The sequence below is a fragment of the Listeria swaminathanii genome (assembly GCF_014229645.1).
GTDB classification, from domain to species: Bacteria; Bacillota; Bacilli; order Lactobacillales; family Listeriaceae; genus Listeria; species Listeria swaminathanii.
On record NZ_JAATOD010000006.1, the window covers coordinates 1 to 22,630 of the forward strand.

The following is a 22,630-nucleotide window of genomic DNA, read 5'->3' on the forward strand; positions in this document are numbered from 1 at the left end:
CTAGCAATTAAATTACTAGTTTGTTTTGTTGAAAACAGCTTTCTGTTTTCTGCCCTGCGATTACCAGTGAGACTTTACGTCTCATTGCTTTTCGTCTTCTTCTTTGTTCAGTTTTCAAAGGTCAGTTAGTCGCTTTCACGCTTGATGCGCGAATGTTTTCATTTGTTTTTTGCGACTTTTAAATCATATCATTTCAGCAACTATCTGTCAACAACTTTTTAAAATTAATTTATGAATAAAATTCTTTTAAATCGCTGCTATTGTAGCGCCGAAAACTAATATATCAAGTTTTGAGAAATATGTCAACCGAATTATGCATAAAATTTAATAAAAATGAAAAAAATTGCAAGAAACATAAAAAAACACTTAGCTAGGCTAAGTGTTTTTGTTTAATTATTCGTTTGTTTTTCTTTACAATCTGGACATGTACCGTATACTTCCAGCCTATGGTTGTCAATTTCATAGCCAGTCATGTGAGCTGCGAAGTGTTCTACTTCATCTAAGCCCGGATAATGAAAATCAACTATTTTTCCACAGACATTACAAATTGCGTGGTAATGATTAGAAGTAGAAAAATCAAATCGACTAGATGCATCGCCATAGGATAATTCTTTAATTAGACCAGCATCGCGGAAAACGCGTAAGTTATTATATACAGTTGCTACGCTCATGTTTGGGAAGTTACCTTCTAAAGACCGATAAATGTCATCCGCGGTTGGGTGTGTATGTGAGTTAATTAAGAATTCAAGTATAGCATGACGCTGAGGAGTAATTCTTACTCCTGTTTTCTTTAAGACATCTACTGCCTCTTTTAGAGTTGCATTAGACACCGCCATGCACTCCCTTCCAAAAATAATTATTATCTCTATAATACCGGAAATAACGCTGAACTGTCAATAGAATGGCTGAATTTATAGCTTAATAACCTCTACTTAAATCAATTTCGTTGCGTAATTTAGTATTTTCTTTCAAATGAATGATATTTTCAAACCATATTTCAAAGCTTCTGTCTAAATATTTATCCGAATGTCCAGAAACATGTGGTGTGATAGTTACATTATTTGCTTGCCATAAATAGTTACTCTTATCAAGTGGCTCTTCTGGTAAGACATCTAAATAAAAATGAGCGATTAGCTGTTGCTTAGACGCCTCTTCTAAAACACTTAATTCTACAGCGCTCCCTCTTCCAATATTAATAAAGGCGGCATTATTTTTCATTTGCTCAAAAAATGACATTGGGTAAATTCCTGTTGTTTGTTCTGTATGTGGTAAAACACTAACAAAGAAATCGGCTAAAGAAGCTACTTTTTCAATATCAGTCATAGGATAAGTTTCTTTAAATGGTTCTTCAGGATGTCCGGTTGTGTTGATTCCGATTACTTCCATGTCGAATGCTTTGGCGAACGTTGCTACTTTGGCTCCGATAGCTCCTGTACCAGCAACAACTAATGTTTTCCCAGCTAGTTCTGTAATGGGTTCTTCGCTTGCCCAATTTTTTTCATTTTGCATTTTATAGAAGAAAGCGGCTTTTTTGACATGAGCTAACATGAAGGATAAAGCATATTCGCCCATTGGTATAGCGTGAATTCCTCTTACATTAGCAACCTTTATGTTTCGTTCTTGGATTACTTCTCGTGGCAAGCTATCTACTCCCGCGGAAAAGACCATAATTAATTTTAAATTTTTCGCTTGTTTTATTTTTTCTTCTGTAATATTGGAGCCGTATGTGACGATAACATCTACTTCTGCTAAATTGGCAAAATGATTTTTGCTTTCATAGTAAAAAGTGTCATCTGGAAATTTCTCAGCTTGCAAAGTTTGCAGATGTTTTGGGACATCTAACGTAAATAAAATATTCATTTTGCCACACTTCCTCTCCTTAGCTATACTTTCAGTTTATGCTTTTTTTCATTTATCGGCAATTATATTGTTTTTTCGATTGCGGCATCTTATTTTTTCGCATAGAATATAGAAGGTATTAAAATTTTGAGGAGATGACGAAATGGATCATTCAAAGTCAAAGCAATTGCATGATGAAGCACTTTTACATATAGTTGGCGGGGTTAATAGCCCATCTAGGTCAAATAAAGGAGTTGGCGGTGGAATTCCAGTAACGATGGAGCGAGCTAGTGGCGCTTATTTTTATGATGTGGATGGTAATAAGTATATTGATTATTTAGCTGCATTCGGGCCAATCATTACTGGGCATGCACATCCTCATATTACAGAAGCGATTACAAAAGCGGCGCAAAATGGCGTTTTATACGGTACACCTACGAAACATGAAATTACATTTGCGAAAATGTTAAAAGAAGCCATCCCTTCTCTTGAGAAAGTTCGTTTTACAAATTCCGGGACAGAAGCTGTAATGACTACTATTCGTGTGGCTCGTGCATATACGGGACGTGATAAAATCATTAAATTTGCTGGTTGTTATCACGGGCATTTTGATTTAGTGTTGGTGGAAGCGGGTTCCGGACCGTCTACGCTTGGGATTCCTGACTCTGCTGGGGTAACAAAATCTACTGCAGAAGAAGTTATTACGGTTCCGTTTAATGATCTTAAGGCATTTAAGGAAGCACTCGCTATTTGGGGTGATCAAGTTGCCGCTGTTTTAGTAGAGCCAATTGTTGGGAACTTTGGAATGGTTGCGCCGGCAGAAGGATTTTTAGAAGCGGTTAATGAACTTGCGCACGCCAATGACTCTTTAGTTATTTATGATGAAGTTATTACGGCCTTCCGCTTTATGTATGGCGGAGCGCAAAATTATTTAGGTGTTATTCCTGATTTGACTGCTATGGGTAAAATTATCGGTGGCGGACTTCCGATTGGCGCTTATGGTGGTCGAGTTGATATTATGGAAAAAGTAGCACCGCTTGGCCCGGCATATCAAGCTGGTACACATGCTGGTAATCCGGCATCTATCCTTTCCGGTATTGCTTGTCTCGAAGTTTTACAAGAAGAAGGACTGTATGAGCGTTTTGAGAAATATGGTTCGATGCTAAAAGACGGTATTGAGAAAGCGGCTGCTAAACATAATATCGCGGTTACTGTTAACCAAATCGTTGGTGCTTTGACGGTTTACTTTACGGATGAGCCTGTAACTAATTATGCAGAAGCCGGCGCTACTGACGGCGATTTATTCGGACGCTTCTTTAAAGGCATGTTGGAGGAAGGCATTAATTTAGCTCCTTCTAAATACGAAGCATGGTTCATTACTTCCGCACATTCAGAAGCTGATATTTTAGAAACAATCGAAGCAGTTAATACTGTTTTTGGAAAAATGGTTCAAGATAACTAGGTAATATTACTTTATAAACTTGAGAGAAACGTTATAATAGAAGAAGAATGAGCGGGAAAACGAGAAAAATCCCGCTCAAATAGTCTATAGAAAGGAATAACCTTCCATGAAATTCGGAGCTAGAATTTTGAAAACTGGTATTGCAATTACATTGGCGCTTTTTATCGCCCAACTTTGCAATTCACCTTCTCCATCTCTGGCAGGCATTTCCGCCGTTTTTGCTATCCAACCTTCTATTTATAGGTCTTATCGAACTATTTTAGAACGGGCACAAGGGAACGTAATTGGAGCCATCATTGCAATTATTTTTGGACTTTATATTGGTAATGATTTTATTTTAATTGGTGTTGCTTCGATTATCTGTGTTGCTTTATTAATGCAATTTCGTTTGGAGAATACGATTGGCCTTGCTGTCGTGACACTCATCATTGTCATGGATTCTCCTGGTAACGACTTTTTAGAAATCGCACTTATTCGTTTTGGAACTATTATGTTAGGGTTGCTTGCTGCATTTATTGTTAATCTGTTCTTTTTACCACCGAAATATGAGGTTTCATTGTTTCAGTTAATTTATAATACGAATAGTGAAATTGTTCGTTGGATTAAATTGAATCTTCGTCACGCTGCAGACTTCCCTCTTCTAAAAAAAGATATGGAATGGATGCAAAAACAACTAAATCAAACGCGTAATTTATATGGATTGTACCGAGAAGAACGTACTTTCTTAAAGAAAAATGCCATTTCAAAAGGGCGGAAAATTGCTGTTTATAGGCAAATGTTGCTTTGTTCTCAAAAAGGTTTTGAGCTTTTAAAAATTCAACATCGTTATGAAAATGATTATTTGCAGCTGCCACCAGATAAGCAAGAATTAATTCGCCAGCATATTGATTATCTAACTGATAAACATGAACAACTTTTACTAACATATATTGATAAAGTCTCTATTGACCTTGAGTACGTGGAATCTCATTTAGCTCAAGATCCCCAAGATTTGATGCAACTTTTCTTGCGTGAGATGGAAGAAACAGAAAAAGATGAGTACGAGGATATGATGGATAAATATCATTTAATGCGTATTATCGCCTCTATTTTCGCCTATCAAGAGACTATCGATTATTTAGAAAAATTAATTCATAGCTTTAAACTTAGACACACAGCAGAAAATCAAATTGATATTAATGTTAATGAAGACTAAACAAAAAACGAGCTTGGAGATAAACTCCAAAGCTCGTTTTTTTAACGGTATTCTTTATACTTTTCATACCAAATGTCAATGTAGTCAGGAGAGAATGGACCTTTTTTGTCCAAAATCCAGTGGCTTAGCACGTCCACATTAGTCTTTAGTATCCGGTCAATCGAGTCCGGGTACTTCATTTGGCGACGGTGTTGTTCGTATTCGCCTTCATCAAGCAAATGGAACCTTCCATCTGGGAAAACCTTAATATCGAGGTCATAGTCAATGTACTTCAGCGCTTGCTCATCTACTGCAAAAGGTGTCCCTAGATTGCAGTAATGATAAATGCCATCTTCTCTAATCATCGAGATTACATTAAACCAGTAATCACTATGAAAGTAGCAAATAGATGGTTCGCGCGTTACCCATTTACGTCCGTCTGCTTCCACAACTAATGTGTGGTCGTTTCCGCCGATAATAATATTCTCCGTCGATTTAAGCACCACTGTCTTTTTCCAAGTACGATGAAGTTTACCGTTATGTTTGTAGCTCTTGATCTGTATTATTTCTTTCTCTTTGGGTAAGTACATCCTTTATCCTACTTTCCTCATGTACTATCAAAATCATTATTATTATAACATAAGGCAAGACTGCAAAAAAACAATATCGTGCTGAAACGGAACATTTTCCTAAAAAAAGAGTGATTTTTATACAAAATAGCTAATTTTTACCTGTTTTACTTTACTATACTAAAAGTGTTCTACCGCCATCTACTAAAATAGTTTGTCCGCGAATCATATCTGCTTTATCGCTCGCGAGGAAAAGTACTGCATTTACTAAATCATTCGGCTCGATCATTCGACCAGCTGGTGTTTTACTGACAGCATCTTTTAATAATTCTTCGCGATTTGGGAAATGGTTGAGTGCATCTGTTTCAATTAGCCCACCAGAAACGGCATTCACTGCAATTCCAAATGGCGCCAGTTCAACGGCTAAATAACGAGTAAGTGATTCTACTGCCGCTTTCGATACGCCGACTGTCGTATAATTTTCTAAATAACGAATCGAACCAATCGAGCTCAAGCTAATAATTTTCCCGCTTTGGTGGCGTTGCATTAATTTAGCTGCTTCTTGTCCAGCAAATAATAACGCCTTCGCATTAATATTCATCGTCCAGTCCCAGTGCGATTCTTCTAGTTCCATCAATGGTCGAAGTACGCCACTCGCTGCATTGTTAATGAAAACATCTAGTCGACCAAATTCCTCGTCCACCGCTTTAAATAATTCTCTAATTTTTTCCACATCACCGACATTTGCTTTAAAAATGGTGCATTTTCTGCCAAGTTGCTCAATTTCTTGCTGTACTTCTTCTGCTTTTTTACGATTTCTGGAAAAGTTGACCGCGATATCATATCCCTCTTTTGCGAGCGCGATGGCGATTTCTCTTCCCAGTCCGCGACTACTTCCTGTTACTAACGCTACTTTATTCATTTGTTACTCCCCCTTAAAATCTTGCCAAGCTTGCCACATTTTTTGATATGGTACTGGAAAAGCAAGCCGCTTCATTTCTTCTTCCGTCGCAAAATACCAATTTTCATTTGGAATTGCTGACTTAAGCGTTGCTACACGAATATCCATTTTCCAGACTAAATGAGAAAAAACGTGTTTGATATGCGCAATTGGCTCTTCTTCTAGTAAAACTTCCAAGCCATAATTATGTAAAAATTGTAGTTTTGCTACTTCGTCATTTTCTTTTTTAGCGATTTCGATGGTTGGGAATTGCCACATATTGGCTAGCAATCCATTTTCTGGGCGCTTTTCGATAGCTATTTTGCCATCTTCAGAAACAACGATGATGCTTAATAGTTCTTTTGTTTTCGTTTTTACTTTTTTGATTTTCACTGGGTAATTCGTTTCAACGCCATTTTTATGCGCTTCACAAAACGGTTGTAACGGGCAAAGCATACACATTGGTTTAGTCGGCGTACAAACGAGTGCCCCAATTTCCATCAAACCTTGGTTAAAAGCGGACGGATTTTCTTTGTCGATTAGTTGGTATAACACTTCTTCAAAAATTTTCCGGGTGGATGCTTTCATAATGTCTTCACTAATTTCTAAAACACGCGCGATAACACGCATTACGTTACCATCAACTGCCGGTTCCGCTTGATTGTAGGCAATACTTAGGATAGCCCCCGCTGTATATGGCCCAACACCTTTAAGTGATAAAATCGTTGTTAAATCGTTTGGAACTACGCCAGAAAAGTCTGCCATTACTTGTTTCATCGCTGTTTGGAGATTTCTGACACGAGAATAATAACCTAAGCCTTCCCAAGCTTTTAAAATATCTGCTTCATCCGCATTAACAAAATGTTCCATTGTTGGAAATTGAGTCATAAAGCGATTAAAATATGGAATCACTGTGTCGACTTTTGTTTGTTGAAGCATGATTTCTGAGACCCAAATTCTGTACGGTTCGGTATTTTCGCGCCACGGTAAGATGCGTTTATTCGCTTCATACCAGGAAACAAGTGCTTCTTGAAAAGCGGTTATTTTTGTTTCATCCCATGTTAGTCTCTTCATTTTTCTCATTTTCCCCTCGTAATTCTAATAGATTTCTAATGTGTGACGCTCCAGATGTGTAGTATAATGTAGACAGGGAATAAAATAGTATACCCATTATTAAGCCGATTTCTATTATACAGAATGCTGGCTTAATTGAATAGTGTTGTGCTCTCATAGGCAACACAACTTGTATTTTTCAAGACCGATTTTAGAGGAGGCAAAGTCATTGGATACTGGCACACATGTAGTAATGGGAATTGCACTCGGAGCGTTAGCAACCGTAGACCCGGTAGTTGCCGGAAGTTCTCAAGCTGCCATTGGTATTATGACAGCAACAATTATTGGTTCACAGATTCCAGATATTGACACTGTATTAAAACTTAAAAACAACGCTGATTATATTAGAAATCATCGAGGAATCACGCATTCCTTGCCGATGCTTGCCATTTGGCCATTACTTATTTCATCCATTTTGTATTTACTTTTCCCAGCGGCCACGTTTATTCATTTACTGTTATGGACGTTTATCGCGGTGGGATTACACATTTTTGTAGATATTTTTAACGCTTACGGGACACAGGCGATAAGACCGTTCAAGGAAACATGGGTCGCATTTGGATTTATCAACACATTTGATTGGTTCATTTTCGGTTCTCATGTAGTTGCTATTGCGGCTTGGTTGTTAGGTTCCCCAGCACTACCTACGTTTGTCACGCTCTACGTCATTTTGGCACTTTATTATGTGGCAAGATTTGTTACGCAGCGTATGATTAAACACGCGGTTCAAAACTTAATTCCAGATTCAGAAGAAATCATTATTGCTTCCACAATCCACTTCTTTCAGTGGCGTGTGGCAGTAACAACCAAAGATCATTATTATGTAGGTCGAGCTTTCAAACGTAACATCTCCATCTACGAAAAATTTGACCGGTTACCTGTTCCAGATAATGAAATCATTCGTTCTGCGAAAAAAGATAAAAATCTCGCTGCTTTTATCTCTTTCTCCAAAGTATACAACTGGCGGATTGAGGAAAAACTAGATGGTACTTATGTAACATTCACCGATTTACGTTATCGTAGTAATGGGCATTATCCATTTGTAGCAGTTGTTAAATTAGATGATGATTTAAATATTATCTCATCGTACACTGGTTGGATTTTCTCGACGGAAAAATTATACAAAAAACTAGCACCTGTTAGTATTTAAAAAAAGACCCGGAATCCGGGTCTTTTTTATTTATCTACCTGTACTTCCTACCCCACCAACACGTGATTCGTTTGCGACGATATCAGTATCTGCAACTAAGTATTTTTGGAATACGCCTTGAGCGACGCGTTCACCAGCTTCAATTACAACTGGTTCAGATGAGAAGTTTTTGATGGCAATGCCGATATTGCCGTCATTACCTGGGTTACTATAATAAGAAGAATCAATAATTCCTGTCCCGTTACATAGTAATAAACCTTTTTTAATACCGATGGAAGAGCGAACATGGATGTTTAACACTTCATCTTCTTGCATATAACTTTTAATATCTGTCCAAAAAATATGTTTTTCTTCTGGTGCGATAGTTACTGTTTCGTTAGAGAAGAAATCATAGCCAGCTGAACCTTTGTCGCCGCGTATTGGTAGAGATATTGTTTGTTCTGGAAATTTTCTACTTGCTTCATTTACTACTTCAAATCCTCTTACTTTCACTTTGTTCACTCCTATTTGTTTGGGTCTTTTCGTTCTACTTGGTGTAAAAAGCTACCGTGGCGCTCGATTTGCTGACGAACGTAATCCGCCGCGTACTCAGGACCGCGGTACGGGTAACCTGCTTTTGCATAGGAACTTTCGAAATCGGACCAAAGCATTTCAATCCACCATAAAGCTTTTTCTTTATCTAAATGCGGGTTTTTAGCCATTAATTCCGCCGTTAGTTCATCTAAATACGTATACAATTCACTCTTCCTCCTCGAAACTGATTTCATTTTCAGTTAGGTATGATTGAATTGTATCATAAGAAAAACCTTTCTGCATTAGCGATGTGATTGTTTTTTGCTTGGCGATGCTTGGTTTGTAGCGTTTATTTTTACGCATTGTTTTTTTCACTTGTTTTTGCAAGATATCCGCTTCATCTGCTACGTCTATTTCGCTTGTTGCTTCTAATGCGGCCGCTTTGGCTAATTCACTCGTGTAGCCTTTTTGGATTAAATCGGTGATGATTTTTTGTTGGAGCATTTTTTTGGCGCTTTTATTGTTTCTTTTCATGATTTTGATTGCTTGTTTTGTGGCATTTTCGAGCTGGGATTCGTCCGAATATGCTTCGATAACTTGGCTAATGATTTCTCTTGTTAAGCCTTTTTCGACTAATTCGCGCTCGATGGTTCGCGGGCCTTTTAGGGTTGTTTTTATTTGAGTTTTTGTGTATAGTTCCGCAAATTCAACATCGTTAATGTAATCCATATCGGCTAATTTTTTTAAAATCTCATCAATCGCAAAAGGTTCCATCTCTTGTTTTCTTAAATAATCACGAATTTCTTTTTCCGAGCGGACGCGATGTGATAAGAAGTTGATGGCTTTATTAAGACCTTTTCGGACCATATCGGATTGTTTGATTTCTTCTATTTCAGCCTCAGTGAGCGTTTTTCCTTTCATTAGTTGGTAACGTGCTAAAACTTCTTCGTCTACACTAAAGTTGTATTTTTCATCAATAAAAATGTTGTAGCGTTCTTTGTTTTTCTGCTGGACACTTATGGACGTGATTTTCATAATCCGCCTCCTTCTCCCCTCTATCATACCGCAAAAATTGGTTTTAATACTACTAAAAAGGGAATAAACTAGTTAGGACAATAAAGAGGTGATAAAATTGCATATCTTACTTACAGGCGCAACGGGTTTTATTGGTGATCATTTAGTGCATGAATTAGAAAAATCTGATCATGAGCTTTACATTTTAACAAGGCAAAAACTGAAAAACCGTGCGAACGTACATTATATTGAATGGTTAAATGATGATAAATTACCTAATTTAGAAGATTTGCCAGTGGATGTTTGTATTAATTTTGCAGGTGCTGGTTTAATGGATGAAAAATGGACTTATGAAAGAAAAAAAGTGATTGTAAATAGCCGCATCGAAGCTACTTCAGCGCTCTTATCGATTGTGAAGAAAATGAAATCCAAACCAAAACTATGGATTAATGCAAGTGCAATTGGGGCTTATACGTCCTCAAAATCAACTATTTATCTGGATACAGAAGAAAATACTTATGCAGATAATTTCTTAGGAAAAACGGTTTATGAATGGGAAAAGACAGCAAGTGCGGCAAGTGATTTAGGTATTCGTGTTGTTTATGCGCGCTTTGGTCTTGTGCTTGGGACTGATGGTGGCTCGTTCCCTGTGTTTGAAAAATTATTTCAAACTTATACAGGCGGACGATTCGGTAATGGTAGACAATGGTATTCTTGGATTCATGTCGATGATGTTGTTGCAGCGATCTTATTTATTTTCGATCACGAACAAATAAGCGGTGTCGTCAACTTCACTGCCCCTCATCCTGTTCAAGAAAAGAAATTTGCAGAACGTCTTGGGAAAAAGATGCATAAACCATATAAAACACCAGTTCCTAAAAAAATTATTAAATTCATTCTTGGTGAGCGAGCAATGACTATTTTGGATAGTCAACGCGCTTATCCAGAAAAATTAATGAGTCATCATTTTGAATTTCGCTTTGAAACATTGCAGGAAGCATTGGATGACTTGCTTGATTAATAAAAAAACCAGACTCTGATTTTACTCAGAATCTGGTTTTTTTGTTTGTTCTTCTAGCGGGAAATCAAGGACGACTTGATTATTTGCAAGTGGTCGTTTTTTACCAACGAGAATCATTAATTGTAACATCGTAAACGCAATGGAGCTTCGTTTTCTAAAGGCAACAAATTTTTGTTCCCATTCGGTAACGTACTTAGATTTGAAATTACGTAATCCTTTGAAACCGTAAAAGCCTTGACTATAACGGTAAACAAGCCCTGCTAATCGCTCGCCTAGGAAGGCATATTTACTTTCTCCGACATTCGCAAGTGGCGCCATGCCGGCATTAAATGTTTGGAATCCATCTTCTTTAGCTTGTTCGAATAAGTTGATGAAAAGGAAATCCATAATGCCTGAAGGTGCTTCTTTGGAATAACGCATTAAGTCGATGGAAGTCATTTCGTCCGTATAAGACGGCATCATGGAGGCAAAACCGACGATAGTACCCTCACCATTTTTAGCGATGGCAATAGGTGCTTGTTCTAGATAATACGTATCAAAGAAACCTAGTGAAAATCCTTTTTCTTCTCTACCATCTAGCCATTCATCGGAAACTGCTCGTAATGTAGTCCATGTTTCATGATCGAATGGTGGATTTATTATTTCAAAAGTATAGCCTTCTCGGTCGAGTTTATTCATCAGCGCGCGTTCGCCTTTTTTCTTTTTACCGCTCATTGTAAAGTTTTGGACGTCTACGAACCCTTCTTCACCAAGCTTGATAAAGTCAAAACCGTGATCGTGTAAATAGGGAATCATCGTGCCGCGAACTTCATAGAAAACTGGTCGATAGCCGAATCTGTCTGCATTAAGCATGACTTCTTCAATCGCATCTTCCATTTTATCCATGTTCCCGGTTGGTTCTCCCATGATGACCATTTTATCGGCAATAATTCGGTAAGCGAAAAGTACTTCCCCGTCCGCTGCCCAGAAAAGGAGTTTATCACGCAAGAACATTGTATGGCTGACTTCATTTCCGCCCCATTTTGCTAGGTGATCGCGCACTTTGACTGCTTCAAATGGGGAGCCTAATTTTTCTTTTGTTGTCGATAAATAAATGTAAATAACGACTAAACTGACGACGGCGATAAAGACACCGACAAAACCGACTAGCCATAGATGTTCAGAGGCAATACGTAAATAGTCTGGAATTTCTTTGGAATGTTTGATATTTGGCGAATTGTAAATGCCGATAACAATATAACCTGCCAAACATACAATGAAAATAATACTATCAATAATTACTTTACTCCATGTATACACCAGTTTTTCCCGGTAAAATTCGTTGCGAGCTAGGAATAAACATAATAGAACAATTCCTAAAAAGACAGCTTGCTTGATAGAGAACACGCGAGCTAATGTGTTGAAAATCGCGCAACCTAGTACGATGACAGTAATGATGTAAGCTTTCTTCGTTTTACATTCGATTCCTCTTGCAAGTCCAAGTAGTAAAAAGCCGAAAGCGACAATCGTAATTTGTGATGTAAATAAGAAATTAAACGGCATAATTTTGTATAGGAATGGCACATGGTAAATGGCGTTTGGCACAGATGAAGATAAAATCAGCAATAAGCCAGAACCATAAACAAAGATAACTAAAAATCGATGCGCCACTTTTTGTAAGAATAGTAGTGGTAATCCTTCTAAAAAGTCGTTTACTCTTTTGCCGGCTTTTTGTACGAAGAATAGTAAGCCAACTACAAAAGGAATAATATAGTAGAAAATCCGATAAAATAGCATCCAAGCGAGTGCTAATTCTTGAGAAACGCCTAATTGGCTAAGTCCAAGAATCATCACAACATCAAATGTCCCTACTCCACCTGGAACCATCGAAGCAATCCCAATCACCGAAGCGATAACAAACAATGGGAACACTTTGAAAATATCGACTGGTTCTCCCATCAAAGTACCAATAATGGCGAAACAGCCAAAAGCGAAGCCCCATTCTAAAAGGGACGCTACGATTAATGTTAGTTCTCGTTTTATTGGTAAATCGACAAATAGTGACTTGCTTTTCCATTTTGTAATTGTAAATAAAATTGGGAAGTACAGTCCCCCAGCAAGTAACCACGGCCAGTAATTAACAAAATGATTTGCAAAGCCTGGAATGAGTAATGTCGCTAGTGATACTAAACAGTAAATCGATAAGCCGGATACTAAGAATAAAGCAATTTTGGAAATAGCTAGTAAAATTTCTTTGTGCGAGGCATTTTTTCCGTAAAAGCTTGCTCTTAGGCTGGCTCCTAACACTCCCCCGAATCCACCAATATTAGTAAAGGTGTTCGTGATCCAACCAGAAGCAATTACGTGCGTTGGCGAAAACTTGCCTGGTAGCAATTTGACGATGACATAATCATATAAAAGCATTGGGGTAACGGATATTAAGCCAACGATAAACATAATAAATATTTGTTCTGGGCTTTGGGAAGTGATATTTTCTTTTAATGAAGGATAGTCAATTCCCGTCGCAATACTAATAATTTCAAATGTAACGAACCCCATAACAAATGTGATAAAAATTATTTTTACGATGGTGCTATTTTTTTGAAACCATGCATAAGCTTGCATTAATTTTTCTTTCATAATAGAGTCTCCTTAACAATTTTCCATTCATCTTCTTTTATTTATTCGTTTTCTAACGGATGGCACAGCGTAAGCAAGTAAGATACCTATTAAACCACTTAACGTATTTAAAATGATGTCATCTATATCTGTCGAACGATTAGGTGGAAGCGAAATACTTTCGAACCCTGTAATCATCGTCGTCTGTGCAAATTGAAGCAGTTCAATGCCGCATGATGTAAGAAATACTACTAACAATGTTTTTCCGGCTGTGCTTGTTATTTTGAAGTAAAGCATGAAGAAAGACAGCGGGCATAACAATAAAACATTCCCGATAATTTGAATGATGGTAGGCATCGTTGGTAATGTTTGCTTAAATGTATTTTCTATAGTTGTAAAAGGTATTAAGTTGATCATTTCTTTTTGAATATGAAAGTTTCCAGTGTAGGTACTGTTGACGAAATCTCCAATTGATATGTAAGCCACTAGATGCAATAAGATAATTATATATAGAATGAAAACGCAAAACCAGATAAAGTCTATCCAATTCTTCAATTTAGCCATGTTCGTTAATATGAGCGTTGCTAAAAATAGTAAACAACTGTTAGCAATTGTATTGATTAAATCAGCGTTATTCCCAAATTGTAGTGCGAGCGAAACCCCGTAAAGGAGATATAGTGCTGGCAATAACAACACAAAAAAACGGCATTTTTGGACCTGCATTCTCGTATTCCAACGCCTTCCGTTTCAAAATCAGCTTTCAGACTCTCTGAATAAGCTCCTAGTAACAGTTTAGCAGATATAAAAATGAAAAGAAAGCTTGTTTGTGCTTACATTTTTGCAAGCTTATGTAAGGCTTTCAGGTTCTTATTTTCTTTTTAGCCAAAAAAGTGCTACAATTTCTTAATGATATTCGTGGAGGAGACTAGGATGAAAGAATTATTAGGGTTATTAAAAGAAGGTAATAAATCCGCCTTAACAGCGGCTCTTGTTAATACAATTGTTTCCATTATTAAAGGGGTTACTTATTTTTTTACTGGAAATATCGCTATGTTTGCCGAAACGTTACATAGTCTTGGTGATGCGGCTAACCAGTTTTTCGTATTTATTGGTTCTGCTTTAAGTAAAAAGCGGCCAACAAAACGCTTTCCGCACGGCTTTGGACGGATGGTTAACTTAGTATTACTTGGTGCAGTTATCGTGGTTGGAATTATGGCGTTTGAAACGATTCGTGAAGGTTTCGCGCATATTATCCATCCGACAAGTTCGACTGGTTTTCTGATTAATCTTACTGTCCTTTTACTTTGTACCGTACTTGAGTTTTCGGTGCTAGTGAAGGCGATGCATGAAATTGCGCATGATGTTGGTTTAGAATCTAAAGGGCTGCAGTTATTTAAAGATAGTATTTTAAATCTTGGTAAAGCAAAAGCAGCGACAAAACTTGTTTTCTTGGAAGATTCTGTTGCAACTGGTGGCGGATTGCTCGCGATGATTGCGGTCATTATTTCGCACTTCACCCCTTTTCATCAAGCGGAAGGTATTGCATCCATGTTGATTGGTGTAATGATGTTTATCGTGGTTGGGAAAGTCTTTTTGGACAATGCGGCGGGTGTTATTGGCGAGTCGGATCAAAGTATGCATTTGACAGTTGGTCAGCTAGTAATGAGCGATCCGGATGTTCGCGATATTCAAGTTTTAACGGTGCTTAAAGAAGGCGATGTTTTCCACGTGGATGTTGAGGTGGAGCTAGACCCTATGCTTACACTTGCTGAAGTGGATGATATTAAAGATCGTTTAGAAGAAAATATCGGAAACCTTCGCGGTGTTGCGGATGTATTAATCTCGTTTGATGAAGATGATGCTATTCGTAACTGGGAATACGGGGACGGACGATAAATCAGGAAAAGCCAAGTGCGGTTCGCGCACTTGGCTTTTTTTAGTCTCCGGGGTTAATAATCGCAAGCACTTGATGATCTTCCCACGTTCCGTTAATCCGCACATTTTTAACAGCGAGCCCTTCTATATGAAAACCCGCTTTTAAAAGAACTTGTTTCGAGCGTTCGTTTTTCGGCATCACACCCGCTTCAATACGATGAAGTCCAAGGATATCAAAACCAAAATCTACTATTAACTCTACCGCTTCTGTTGCATAACCATTTCCATTGTGCGCTTTATCAAGAAAATAACCGATAAACGCGGATTGCAAAGATTCCCGCAAAATGCTAAATAAATTAATCGTACCAATCAGTTCATCTGTATCGTTCAAGAAAATTCCATAATAATACTCCACATCACTTGCAGCAAAATCTTCTAAACGTGAAATAAGCGATTGCTGTTCTTCTATTGAATAAAATCGCTCATCCCGCTCCATCGAAAACCCTTCAAAAAAAACTTTATTCGCTAAATGAAAAGCCAATTTTTGATTTGCATCTGATATTTGAAAAGGCCGTAAGTAAATCCGTTCCCCTGTAATCCGCATCGTTATCCCTCCCGCATTTTTCTAAATTATAAGATTGTTCTTGAGTGATTGCAAGCATGACTACCATGCCAAATTTCTCCATTATACCCATTTTATTAAAAAATAAACCTTCTATTACGAATATAAGTGTGTTATTATGTTGATGTTGGTTATTTTTATATTATTTTTCTAAAAAATGGAGGTTTTTTTAATGATTGTTAATGCGGAAACAGAAGACGCAACTCTCCTTCTCGATGGTTTACTTCAAAACGTGGCAATAATTCGTTTTGATACTAATAAAAAAGTAACTTATGCTAATGCTCTTTTCGCGGAAGCTATGGGATACTCAGAAGATGAAATGATGAAATTGTCCCATCCTGACTTATGCTTTCCTGATTTTGTTCAAAGTGCAAGCTACAAAGAAATGTGGACCAACCTGCTTGCTGGGCAAAAATTTCAAAATAAAATTGAACGAAAAAATGCACGTGGCGAGCGTGTTTGGTTTGAAGCGACTTATATCCCGATTATTCGCGAAGATACTGTTGTTGGTGTGGCAAAAATCGCGACTGACATTACGCGAAGAGAAGAAACAGTCCATGATTTTGCATCAGGTTTGAAAAATATGGCAACCAATTTAAAAGAACATTCCAGTGTTGGAAAAACGCGCAGTGAAGCTCTCCTCGAACTCGTGAAGTCAATCACGAAAGAATCGAATGAGAATACTGTTACTCTACACGACTTACAAACGGAAGCACAAAATATTCATGGAATTATTAATACAATTAATGGTATTGCCTCGCAAACGAATTTACTGGCGCTAAATGCAGCGATTGAAGCCGCACGTGCTGGTGATGCTGGCCGTGGCTTTAGTGTTGTCGCGGAAGAGGTTCGCAAACTTTCGAGCCGTGTGGAAGAAGCGATTAAAGAAGTTGAAAAAAGCGTCAATGGTATCACCCAAGAAATTAATACGATTTCCAGTGGTACAGAACGCGTCGAAGCAAAAGTCGAGGAAAGCCAAGAAGTCCTTATTTTATCTTTAGAAGATTTTAGCCAAATTGAATCTGCCTCTACTGCTTTGGATCAAAATGCCGGTGCCTTCACAAAAATGATTTAACCGACTGCATAAAGGAGCGAAGAAATCTTGAAACTAATAGGAAAACATCCTTCTGGTCGTGCCATTATTATTCGTTTAAACAACCAAGAGTACCATTATGAAACCGCAAATAGTTTTGGAAGCGCCACTTCATTAACACGAGCAAAAACAGAAGCTAGAGCTGATAGTTTTACACCAATTGAAATGGATCAAGGTCTACATATTGGTAATTGGCACTGGAAAGAGCTTGGATAAACCTAACAAAATAGGTAGCAAAAATCTGAAATCAGATTTTTGCTACCTATTTTTCATGTATAACTACATTTTTTATTCTATACCTAGATACTGTTTAGCCACTAATTTGACGAACAAATTGCTTGGCTTGGTTGTTTCTAAATAAGTTGCTAATCCTTTTTCAAGAACTGGCTTAATATTGTTGTCGATATTTATTTGAATACAATCTATGACTTCTTTCTTCTCTAGAAAATCTATTTGATACTCTTTGTTCAATACGCCTTTATCATAAAAAGTAAATCTTCCAAATACATCACTAGTATTAGTTTTAGGATATTTTATTGTAGGATTAAGTTTCACTAATAAAAAACCGTAATTTATAAAATAAGTATTACCATAATTCGATTTTTGAAATTCAACACAAATTATAATTGTATCCGTTCGCAAATAGTACGCCTTTTGTTCGAAAGAAAATCCATTTTCCTTTAATTTATTACCAACTATTTTTTTAAATTCCGTCTTATTCATCTGTTAACTCCTAAAGTGTTTGAGAAGCTATTTAGATTACGCATTTAGCGCTTGTTCTAATTGATCTTTAAAGGCAGTTGCCACATCAAACACAGTAACAAATTGGAAATCGCTCACGTTATATTGAACAACAAACTTATCATCACGATGGCGAACCATAATGGAAGAGCGAACTTTATCACCAATTGCGTCCCCTGCTTGTGTTTCATTATAGAAAACCCAGTGTGTTGCTTCGATTGGATTTGCTGTTTTTTCTGCAAGGTCGCTTTGAATGAGTTGTTTTATTTCGTCACTTAATTCTGGCGCGAATTCATTTTCGATATAGCCGTACCAAATAGTTCGGTAATACTTTGCTTCAAATTCATTTGTTTCATCAAATAGTTTTTTCATGACTGTTTCCTCCTATTGGGTGTTATTTCTATTCGTGATACCTTTTTAAGCGTTCTTCTAATGTCCCAGCGTGTAGTTCAAAAAGGTGATTATCAAAATCGTAAAAATAAATCGACCGTCCCTCACCTTGGACTCTAGGGCGTTCTGGTTTTATTTCCACACCGAGAGATTTAATCCGCTCGATATGTTCATCCACTTCCTCGGATTGAATTTGGAACGCAATATGATTGTAAGTTCGCTCTTGTAAAGATTCCCCTTCCATAATACAAATCCACAGACCAGCTATTAGAAAAAATTTTTCTTTGGAAAGTGAAAAAGTGTTATCTCCACTGGAATAGATTTCTTCTGCATTAAAAATATTCTGTAAGAAAGCAGTTGTTCTATTCAAATCTTTCACGATGAGCGTTATATGGCTTAATCCTGAAACCATAATTTTTCCACCAATCTTTATTTATCTTTTAACTGCAAAAGTACTACGGTCTCAACGTATATCTACACTATAAATATTTCTACAAAATTTTGCGCCAGTTAATTCATAGTTTTAAAGAATTGAAATATCAAAATCTTATATTTTATCTAATATATATTTTAATATCCTCGCTATCTAGATTCCAAAAATGATATGGCACTTTATCCAAGTCAGTTGTAAATTGATTAAATAATTTTACTGGGATTTTGTTTTCTTTTAGTAATGCTATTTCCTTTAAGTGTTTTTGAGATACACCCACTAGCTCTAAATTACTATAAGCGGACAAACATTTTTTTTGAAACTCCTCTGCAAAATATCTACTTTCAAAAAGGAAAATTCCATCTTCTAAAAATAAGTTTTGCTCTATTGAATTTTTTCCTCTACAATTCATAAACATCCAAAAAGGATCTCCTATGGTTTTATAATCTGGCACCAAATATTGTTCATGTTGACCGTTAATAAATTGTTCAAACTCACTATACTTAACAAGTCTAATTCCATTATAATCAGATACTTTTTTAGCGCCATCTTGAAACTCACTTTCTGCCGAAATAAAAATCCCATTTATATTCCCAATATGCTCTAACTTATAATAAAAATTTCTAAGTTCACCAACATTAATCGGATTTTTCCAATTTTTACATTCAATTGCTACCCGATATTTTAAACCAAAATATTCAAAAGAATAGAGCACATCAATTTCATGGCTTGCACCATCAGAACCTAACATAGGTACTCGTACATCAACATCTGCTTTTATTCGTTCATTCTCTGCAATTTGAATGTAAAGTTTTTCAATTATAGACTCGAACTTTTCTCCTTTCGCTTGCGATTGTTTACTCATTTTTGTCACCTCGTAGATAGATTCTTCTAAACTTTTCATGACTAATATTATAGGCGAGAATTTCATAATCACTTCTTTGTTCAAATTGTGGAAAAGCTATACAAAATTCCGGGAACATTCCTTTCTCTTGTAAGCTTACTAATATCTTAAGATGATTTTGCGAAATCCCAAACACTTCAGACTTGTCTTTCAATTTCATACAATAATTTTCCGCCTGTCTTTTCGATAGAAATAGTAAGATATTATCATTTATCATGTTGTAATATCCTGTATTCTCGTCATTATTACTTCCCATTTCCATAACGACCCAAAAAGGATCTCCAACCATGTCTTTCTCAGGTAACATTATTTTAAGATTATCCAAAACATCCATTATAATTTCATTTGAAAAAACAAATTTCTTTAGCTCAATTCCAGCTTGTTCTGCTGATTTTTGAGCCTCAATTGTGACCTTACCATCATAATACATTATGCCTTTTGCAAAAAAATGCATATCCTTTAGCATGTACGCAAACGCCCAAACATCTCTCTCTGTTAATTCAGTCCCTTCTATTGTCTTTATTATTGTCCGTTCCAAATTGTTCAGTTGAATAAACTCAAAATAAATATCCACTACGTGCTCTTTTTGCAATTTCCCTGGAATTTTATAGTCCATTACAATCTTAGGCCTGAAAAAAACTTCTCTTTGAAACCGACTTTTATACATTGAAATAACATTTACTTTTAATCCTGGATTCTCAGACATTTCTATAATTCTCCTTACTGCTTAGGTCAGCTAATATTTGATGTGTTACCACTTACTAGGTTTATAACGACCGACACATTGATATAGTCTCTAATTATTTCGTGTTTTAGTGCCAACATCAGTAAAGACCGTATGCTTTAAAAAGTGCCTAAAATTAAGGTTTGCCAGCCTTAACGTCGTTGTAGCAACGTTATCGTCTCCACGTGAGCTATTTGTGGGAACATATCGACTGGTTGCATATAGCGAATGCGGTATTTTTTCGTAAGTAAAGCCAAGTCACATGCTAAAGTGGACGGATTACAAGATACATAAACAAGTTGTTTCGCTTCTACTTCTAAGCAAGTTCAAGATGTCTATTTTATCCTAAAAATTGACTACGGCTACTTTATTGGCTAGGAATGACGTTTATTTTTAATCTGATTGATTAATTATGTGGTAGGTTTCATCCCTTTGATTAAAAAAGACATATATTTTTGCTCTGTTTTTCTCTGGAACAATATCTAACTCACCTATAAAAAATAATGGTTTCCCATTAGCAAATTTCCATTCCGGATTTTGTAGCCATTTAGGTGGATTTTTTAGATATTTAAAATCTTCTTTAACTTTTTTCTTTATTTGCTCTTTTTTCTCTAATGTGTTTGAAATATTTTTATTCAAAATAGACCTGAAATAATCTGGGGAAATATCTAACCATTTGGGTAAGACCGAAAATACTATATCAGCATCCTCATCCATTTTACTGGAATAGCTAAACAATTCCTCATTTTTCTCTAAATACTGTTTGATGGCATCTTTTACATTAGATATGGAAGAAAAATCGGATGCATCAGCTTCTAAAATGTATAAACATAGATTGCTATAGTTTGTATATGGTGGGATTTTTGTTTCTTTTTCTAATTTGTTTTGTAAAGCTTCATCTTTATAAAAACGATCTAAAAATACTTTGGCAGTAATCTTATCTTCCATAAAATCTATCAATAGTTGTATATCGTTTTCCTCCTAAAAATTTACCTGTTTAAAATAACTAATATCACTTGTATAGAACAACAATGCACCCTTTACTAAAAAGAATGCATTGCTATTTTTTAGTTAATTCTTTAATTGCAAAAGTACTACGGTCTCCACATGCGCTGTTTGCGGGAACATATCGACAGGTTGCATATAGCGAATGCGATATTTCTTCGCAAGTAAAGCTAAGTCGCGAGCTAAAGTGGACGGATTACAAGATACGTAAACAAGTTGTTTTGCTTCTACTTCTAAGAGTGATTTAATCAGTCCTTGGTCACAGCCGCTTCTTGGTGGATCGACGATGACTGCATCGGGGCGGAAACCTTCTTTTACCCATTTTGGTAATACATCTTCTGCTTTTCCTACTTCATAATAAACGTTTTCGATACCGTTTTTCTCGGCGTTTCGTTTGGCGTCTTCAATCGATTCCGGAATAATATCCATGCCGCGAACTTCTTTTACTTTTCCGGCAAAGGCTTGGCCGATTGTTCCAACGCCGCAATAAGCATCTACTAATGTTTCACTGCCTGTTAGTACGAGAGCTTTTTCAACTTCTTGATACAGCCGCTCTGTTTGGAACGGGTTTAATTGGAAAAAGGCACGAGCTGATAAATCAAATTCGAGTTCCATTAATTTTTCTTCAATGCTTTCTTTTCCTGCTAAAAGGAATGTTTCATCGCCGAAAATGAGTGATGATTTCGCTTGGTTTACGTTTTGCATAATCGAGGTCACTTCTGGAAGAGCTGCTTCGATTTCTGCAAGGATTTCGCGTTTTTTCGGTAGTTTTTTACTATTAGTAATGAAAACAAGTTGCGTTTCACCCGTTTTTACGCCTGTACGAACGACGATTGTCCGGACGATGCCACTACCAGCTTTTTCATCATAAATTGGTACGCCGTATTTTTCGAGTAAGTCGCGAACAAAATTCGTTACTTTAATCGTAACGGGTTGTTGGACAATACAATCTTCAATTGGAACAAGTTGGTGCGAGTTAGCGCCGAAAAGTCCTGTTTCGACTTGACCACTACCTACTAATCTTGTTTGGAATTGGCTTTTATTACGGTAACGCCAAGGATCTTCCATACCGATTGTTGGGCGAATTTTTAATTTGGCTGGATCGATTTTTGTATGTTTTTCGATTGATTGAATAACTATATCTCGTTTTAATTCAAGTTGGGCGCTATAGGCCACATGTTGCAACTGGCAACCACCACACGCCTCATAAACTGGGCAAGGTGCGGTAACTCGGTTTGGAGATTTTTTACGGATTTTATTTAATTTTGCTTCGGTGAAACGATCACGAACTTTGACCGCTTCAACAACTACCTCTTCACCGGTAATTGCGCCAGGTACAAATACAACTGCTTTTTTAAAGTAGCCAATTCCTTCCCCGTTGATTCCCATACGTCGAATCGTTAATGGGAATTTTTGGCCTTCTTCTACTGGATTTTGATTCATTATTTTCCTC

General features: G+C 36.8%; 25 protein-coding genes and 1 pseudogene. 7 read left to right on the forward strand and 19 right to left on the reverse strand.

All coding sequences use genetic code 11. The annotated features are described in order from the left end of the window. Positions 1-389: 389 nt before the first annotated feature. Positions 390-836: a peroxide-responsive transcriptional repressor PerR gene (perR, locus tag HCX62_RS13220; protein ID WP_185639382.1), complete on the reverse strand. Its 447-nt coding sequence runs from the start codon at positions 834-836 to the stop codon at positions 390-392. Positions 837-918: 82 nt separating this feature from the next. Continuing rightward, complete coding sequence (locus HCX62_RS13225) at positions 919-1,860, reverse strand: NAD(P)-dependent oxidoreductase (RefSeq protein WP_185639383.1); 942 nt, start codon at positions 1,858-1,860, stop codon at positions 919-921. A gap of 142 nt (positions 1,861-2,002) precedes the next feature. On the opposite strand from HCX62_RS13225, the gene HCX62_RS13230 reads away from it, so the two are divergent. Next, positions 2,003-3,301 carry a glutamate-1-semialdehyde 2,1-aminomutase gene (locus HCX62_RS13230; protein WP_185639384.1) on the forward strand — a complete coding sequence of 433 codons (1,299 nt, stop codon included), beginning with the start codon at positions 2,003-2,005 and terminating at the stop codon, positions 3,299-3,301. 106 nt (positions 3,302-3,407) lie between these two features. Beyond that, positions 3,408-4,496, forward strand: a complete 1,089-nt coding sequence (locus tag HCX62_RS13235; protein WP_185639385.1) for an aromatic acid exporter family protein — start codon at positions 3,408-3,410, stop codon at positions 4,494-4,496. A gap of 41 nt (positions 4,497-4,537) precedes the next feature. On the opposite strand, the gene ntdP is transcribed toward HCX62_RS13235, so the two are convergent. The 3 genes from ntdP to mutY all read right to left on the reverse strand — a co-directional run bounded on the left by ntdP (position 4,538) and on the right by mutY (position 7,067). Continuing rightward, positions 4,538-5,065, reverse strand: a complete 528-nt coding sequence (gene ntdP, locus HCX62_RS13240; protein ID WP_003719986.1) for a nucleoside tri-diphosphate phosphatase — start codon at positions 5,063-5,065, stop codon at positions 4,538-4,540. A gap of 154 nt (positions 5,066-5,219) precedes the next feature. After that, complete coding sequence (gene fabL / locus HCX62_RS13245) at positions 5,220-5,966, reverse strand: enoyl-[acyl-carrier-protein] reductase FabL (protein ID WP_185392594.1); 747 nt, start codon at positions 5,964-5,966, stop codon at positions 5,220-5,222. A gap of 3 nt (positions 5,967-5,969) precedes the next feature. Next, positions 5,970-7,067: an A/G-specific adenine glycosylase gene (gene mutY, locus HCX62_RS13250; RefSeq protein ID WP_185639386.1), complete on the reverse strand. Its 1,098-nt coding sequence runs from the start codon at positions 7,065-7,067 to the stop codon at positions 5,970-5,972. A gap of 199 nt (positions 7,068-7,266) precedes the next feature. Between mutY and HCX62_RS13255 the strand changes: the two genes are divergently transcribed. Then, a complete protein-coding gene (locus HCX62_RS13255; protein WP_149117540.1) occupies positions 7,267-8,247 on the forward strand; it encodes a metal-dependent hydrolase in 981 nt (326 codons plus the stop codon). A gap of 30 nt (positions 8,248-8,277) precedes the next feature. On the opposite strand, the gene HCX62_RS13260 is transcribed toward HCX62_RS13255, so the two are convergent. The 3 genes from HCX62_RS13260 to recX are packed head-to-tail and all read right to left on the reverse strand — an operon-like array spanning position 8,278 to position 9,795. Next, entirely contained in the window at positions 8,278-8,739 is a 462-nt protein-coding gene (locus HCX62_RS13260; protein ID WP_185639387.1) for a dCTP deaminase/dUTPase family protein, read from the reverse strand. Positions 8,740-8,750: 11 nt separating this feature from the next. After that, a complete protein-coding gene (locus HCX62_RS13265; RefSeq protein ID WP_008948041.1) occupies positions 8,751-8,984 on the reverse strand; it encodes a YfhJ family protein in 234 nt (77 codons plus the stop codon). A 1-nt stretch (position 8,985) separates the two neighbouring features. Further along, positions 8,986-9,795 carry a recombination regulator RecX gene (gene recX, locus HCX62_RS13270; RefSeq protein ID WP_185639388.1) on the reverse strand — a complete coding sequence of 270 codons (810 nt, stop codon included), beginning with the start codon at positions 9,793-9,795 and terminating at the stop codon, positions 8,986-8,988. Between the two features lie 97 nt (positions 9,796-9,892). On the opposite strand from recX, the gene HCX62_RS13275 reads away from it, so the two are divergent. Continuing rightward, entirely contained in the window at positions 9,893-10,795 is a 903-nt protein-coding gene (locus HCX62_RS13275) for a TIGR01777 family oxidoreductase (RefSeq protein WP_185639389.1), read from the forward strand. Between the two features lie 21 nt (positions 10,796-10,816). Here the strand turns inward: HCX62_RS13275 and mprF are convergent, their stop codons facing one another. Then, complete coding sequence (mprF, locus tag HCX62_RS13280) at positions 10,817-13,414, reverse strand: bifunctional lysylphosphatidylglycerol flippase/synthetase MprF (protein WP_185639390.1); 2,598 nt, start codon at positions 13,412-13,414, stop codon at positions 10,817-10,819. 27 nt (positions 13,415-13,441) lie between these two features. Beyond that, positions 13,442-14,116 carry a VanZ family protein gene (locus HCX62_RS13285; RefSeq protein ID WP_185639391.1) on the reverse strand — a complete coding sequence of 225 codons (675 nt, stop codon included), beginning with the start codon at positions 14,114-14,116 and terminating at the stop codon, positions 13,442-13,444. A 207-nt stretch (positions 14,117-14,323) separates the two neighbouring features. On the opposite strand from HCX62_RS13285, the gene HCX62_RS13290 reads away from it, so the two are divergent. Next, positions 14,324-15,289 (forward strand): cation diffusion facilitator family transporter, encoded by a 966-nt coding sequence (locus HCX62_RS13290; RefSeq protein WP_008948046.1) that lies wholly within the window; start codon positions 14,324-14,326, stop codon positions 15,287-15,289. A gap of 40 nt (positions 15,290-15,329) precedes the next feature. Here the strand turns inward: HCX62_RS13290 and HCX62_RS13295 are convergent, their stop codons facing one another. Beyond that, positions 15,330-15,872: a GNAT family N-acetyltransferase gene (locus tag HCX62_RS13295; protein WP_185639392.1), complete on the reverse strand. Its 543-nt coding sequence runs from the start codon at positions 15,870-15,872 to the stop codon at positions 15,330-15,332. Between the two features lie 190 nt (positions 15,873-16,062). On the opposite strand from HCX62_RS13295, the gene HCX62_RS13300 reads away from it, so the two are divergent. Both HCX62_RS13300 and HCX62_RS13305 read left to right on the forward strand, forming a co-directional pair. Continuing rightward, positions 16,063-16,965, forward strand: coding sequence for a methyl-accepting chemotaxis protein (locus tag HCX62_RS13300; RefSeq protein WP_185639393.1), 903 nt, complete (start codon positions 16,063-16,065; stop codon positions 16,963-16,965). A gap of 27 nt (positions 16,966-16,992) precedes the next feature. Beyond that, the gene (locus HCX62_RS13305) at positions 16,993-17,199 is read left to right on the forward strand and encodes a hypothetical protein (RefSeq protein ID WP_185639394.1); all 207 of its coding nucleotides are present in this window, start codon (positions 16,993-16,995) and stop codon (positions 17,197-17,199) included. Positions 17,200-17,271: 72 nt separating this feature from the next. On the opposite strand, the gene HCX62_RS13310 is transcribed toward HCX62_RS13305, so the two are convergent. The 8 genes and pseudogenes from HCX62_RS13310 to rlmD form a co-directional block, all read right to left on the reverse strand. After that, positions 17,272-17,706, reverse strand: coding sequence for a DUF4304 domain-containing protein (locus HCX62_RS13310; protein ID WP_185639395.1), 435 nt, complete (start codon positions 17,704-17,706; stop codon positions 17,272-17,274). Between the two features lie 36 nt (positions 17,707-17,742). Further along, the gene (locus HCX62_RS13315) at positions 17,743-18,096 is read right to left on the reverse strand and encodes a hypothetical protein (protein WP_185639396.1); all 354 of its coding nucleotides are present in this window, start codon (positions 18,094-18,096) and stop codon (positions 17,743-17,745) included. A gap of 28 nt (positions 18,097-18,124) precedes the next feature. Further along, positions 18,125-18,526 (reverse strand): fosfomycin resistance hydrolase FosX, encoded by a 402-nt coding sequence (gene fosX / locus HCX62_RS13320; RefSeq protein ID WP_185639397.1) that lies wholly within the window; start codon positions 18,524-18,526, stop codon positions 18,125-18,127. 142 nt (positions 18,527-18,668) lie between these two features. Continuing rightward, a complete protein-coding gene (locus tag HCX62_RS13325) occupies positions 18,669-19,409 on the reverse strand; it encodes a restriction endonuclease (protein WP_185481429.1) in 741 nt (246 codons plus the stop codon). Beyond that, positions 19,402-20,154, reverse strand: coding sequence for a hypothetical protein (locus HCX62_RS13330; RefSeq protein ID WP_185481430.1), 753 nt, complete (start codon positions 20,152-20,154; stop codon positions 19,402-19,404). Before HCX62_RS13330 ends, HCX62_RS13325 begins: the two co-directional genes overlap by 8 nt. A 170-nt stretch (positions 20,155-20,324) precedes the next feature. Beyond that, positions 20,325-20,492 (reverse strand): annotated as a pseudogene (locus HCX62_RS13335) (23S rRNA (uracil(1939)-C(5))-methyltransferase RlmD); the annotation flags it as partial. Positions 20,493-20,565: 73 nt separating this feature from the next. After that, positions 20,566-21,120: a hypothetical protein gene (locus HCX62_RS13340; RefSeq protein WP_185639398.1), complete on the reverse strand. Its 555-nt coding sequence runs from the start codon at positions 21,118-21,120 to the stop codon at positions 20,566-20,568. Positions 21,121-21,243: 123 nt separating this feature from the next. Beyond that, on the reverse strand, positions 21,244-22,620 hold the full coding sequence (gene rlmD, locus HCX62_RS13345) for a 23S rRNA (uracil(1939)-C(5))-methyltransferase RlmD (RefSeq protein WP_185639399.1): 1,377 nt from the start codon (positions 22,618-22,620) through the stop codon (positions 21,244-21,246). Between the last annotated feature and the right edge of the window lie 10 nt (positions 22,621-22,630).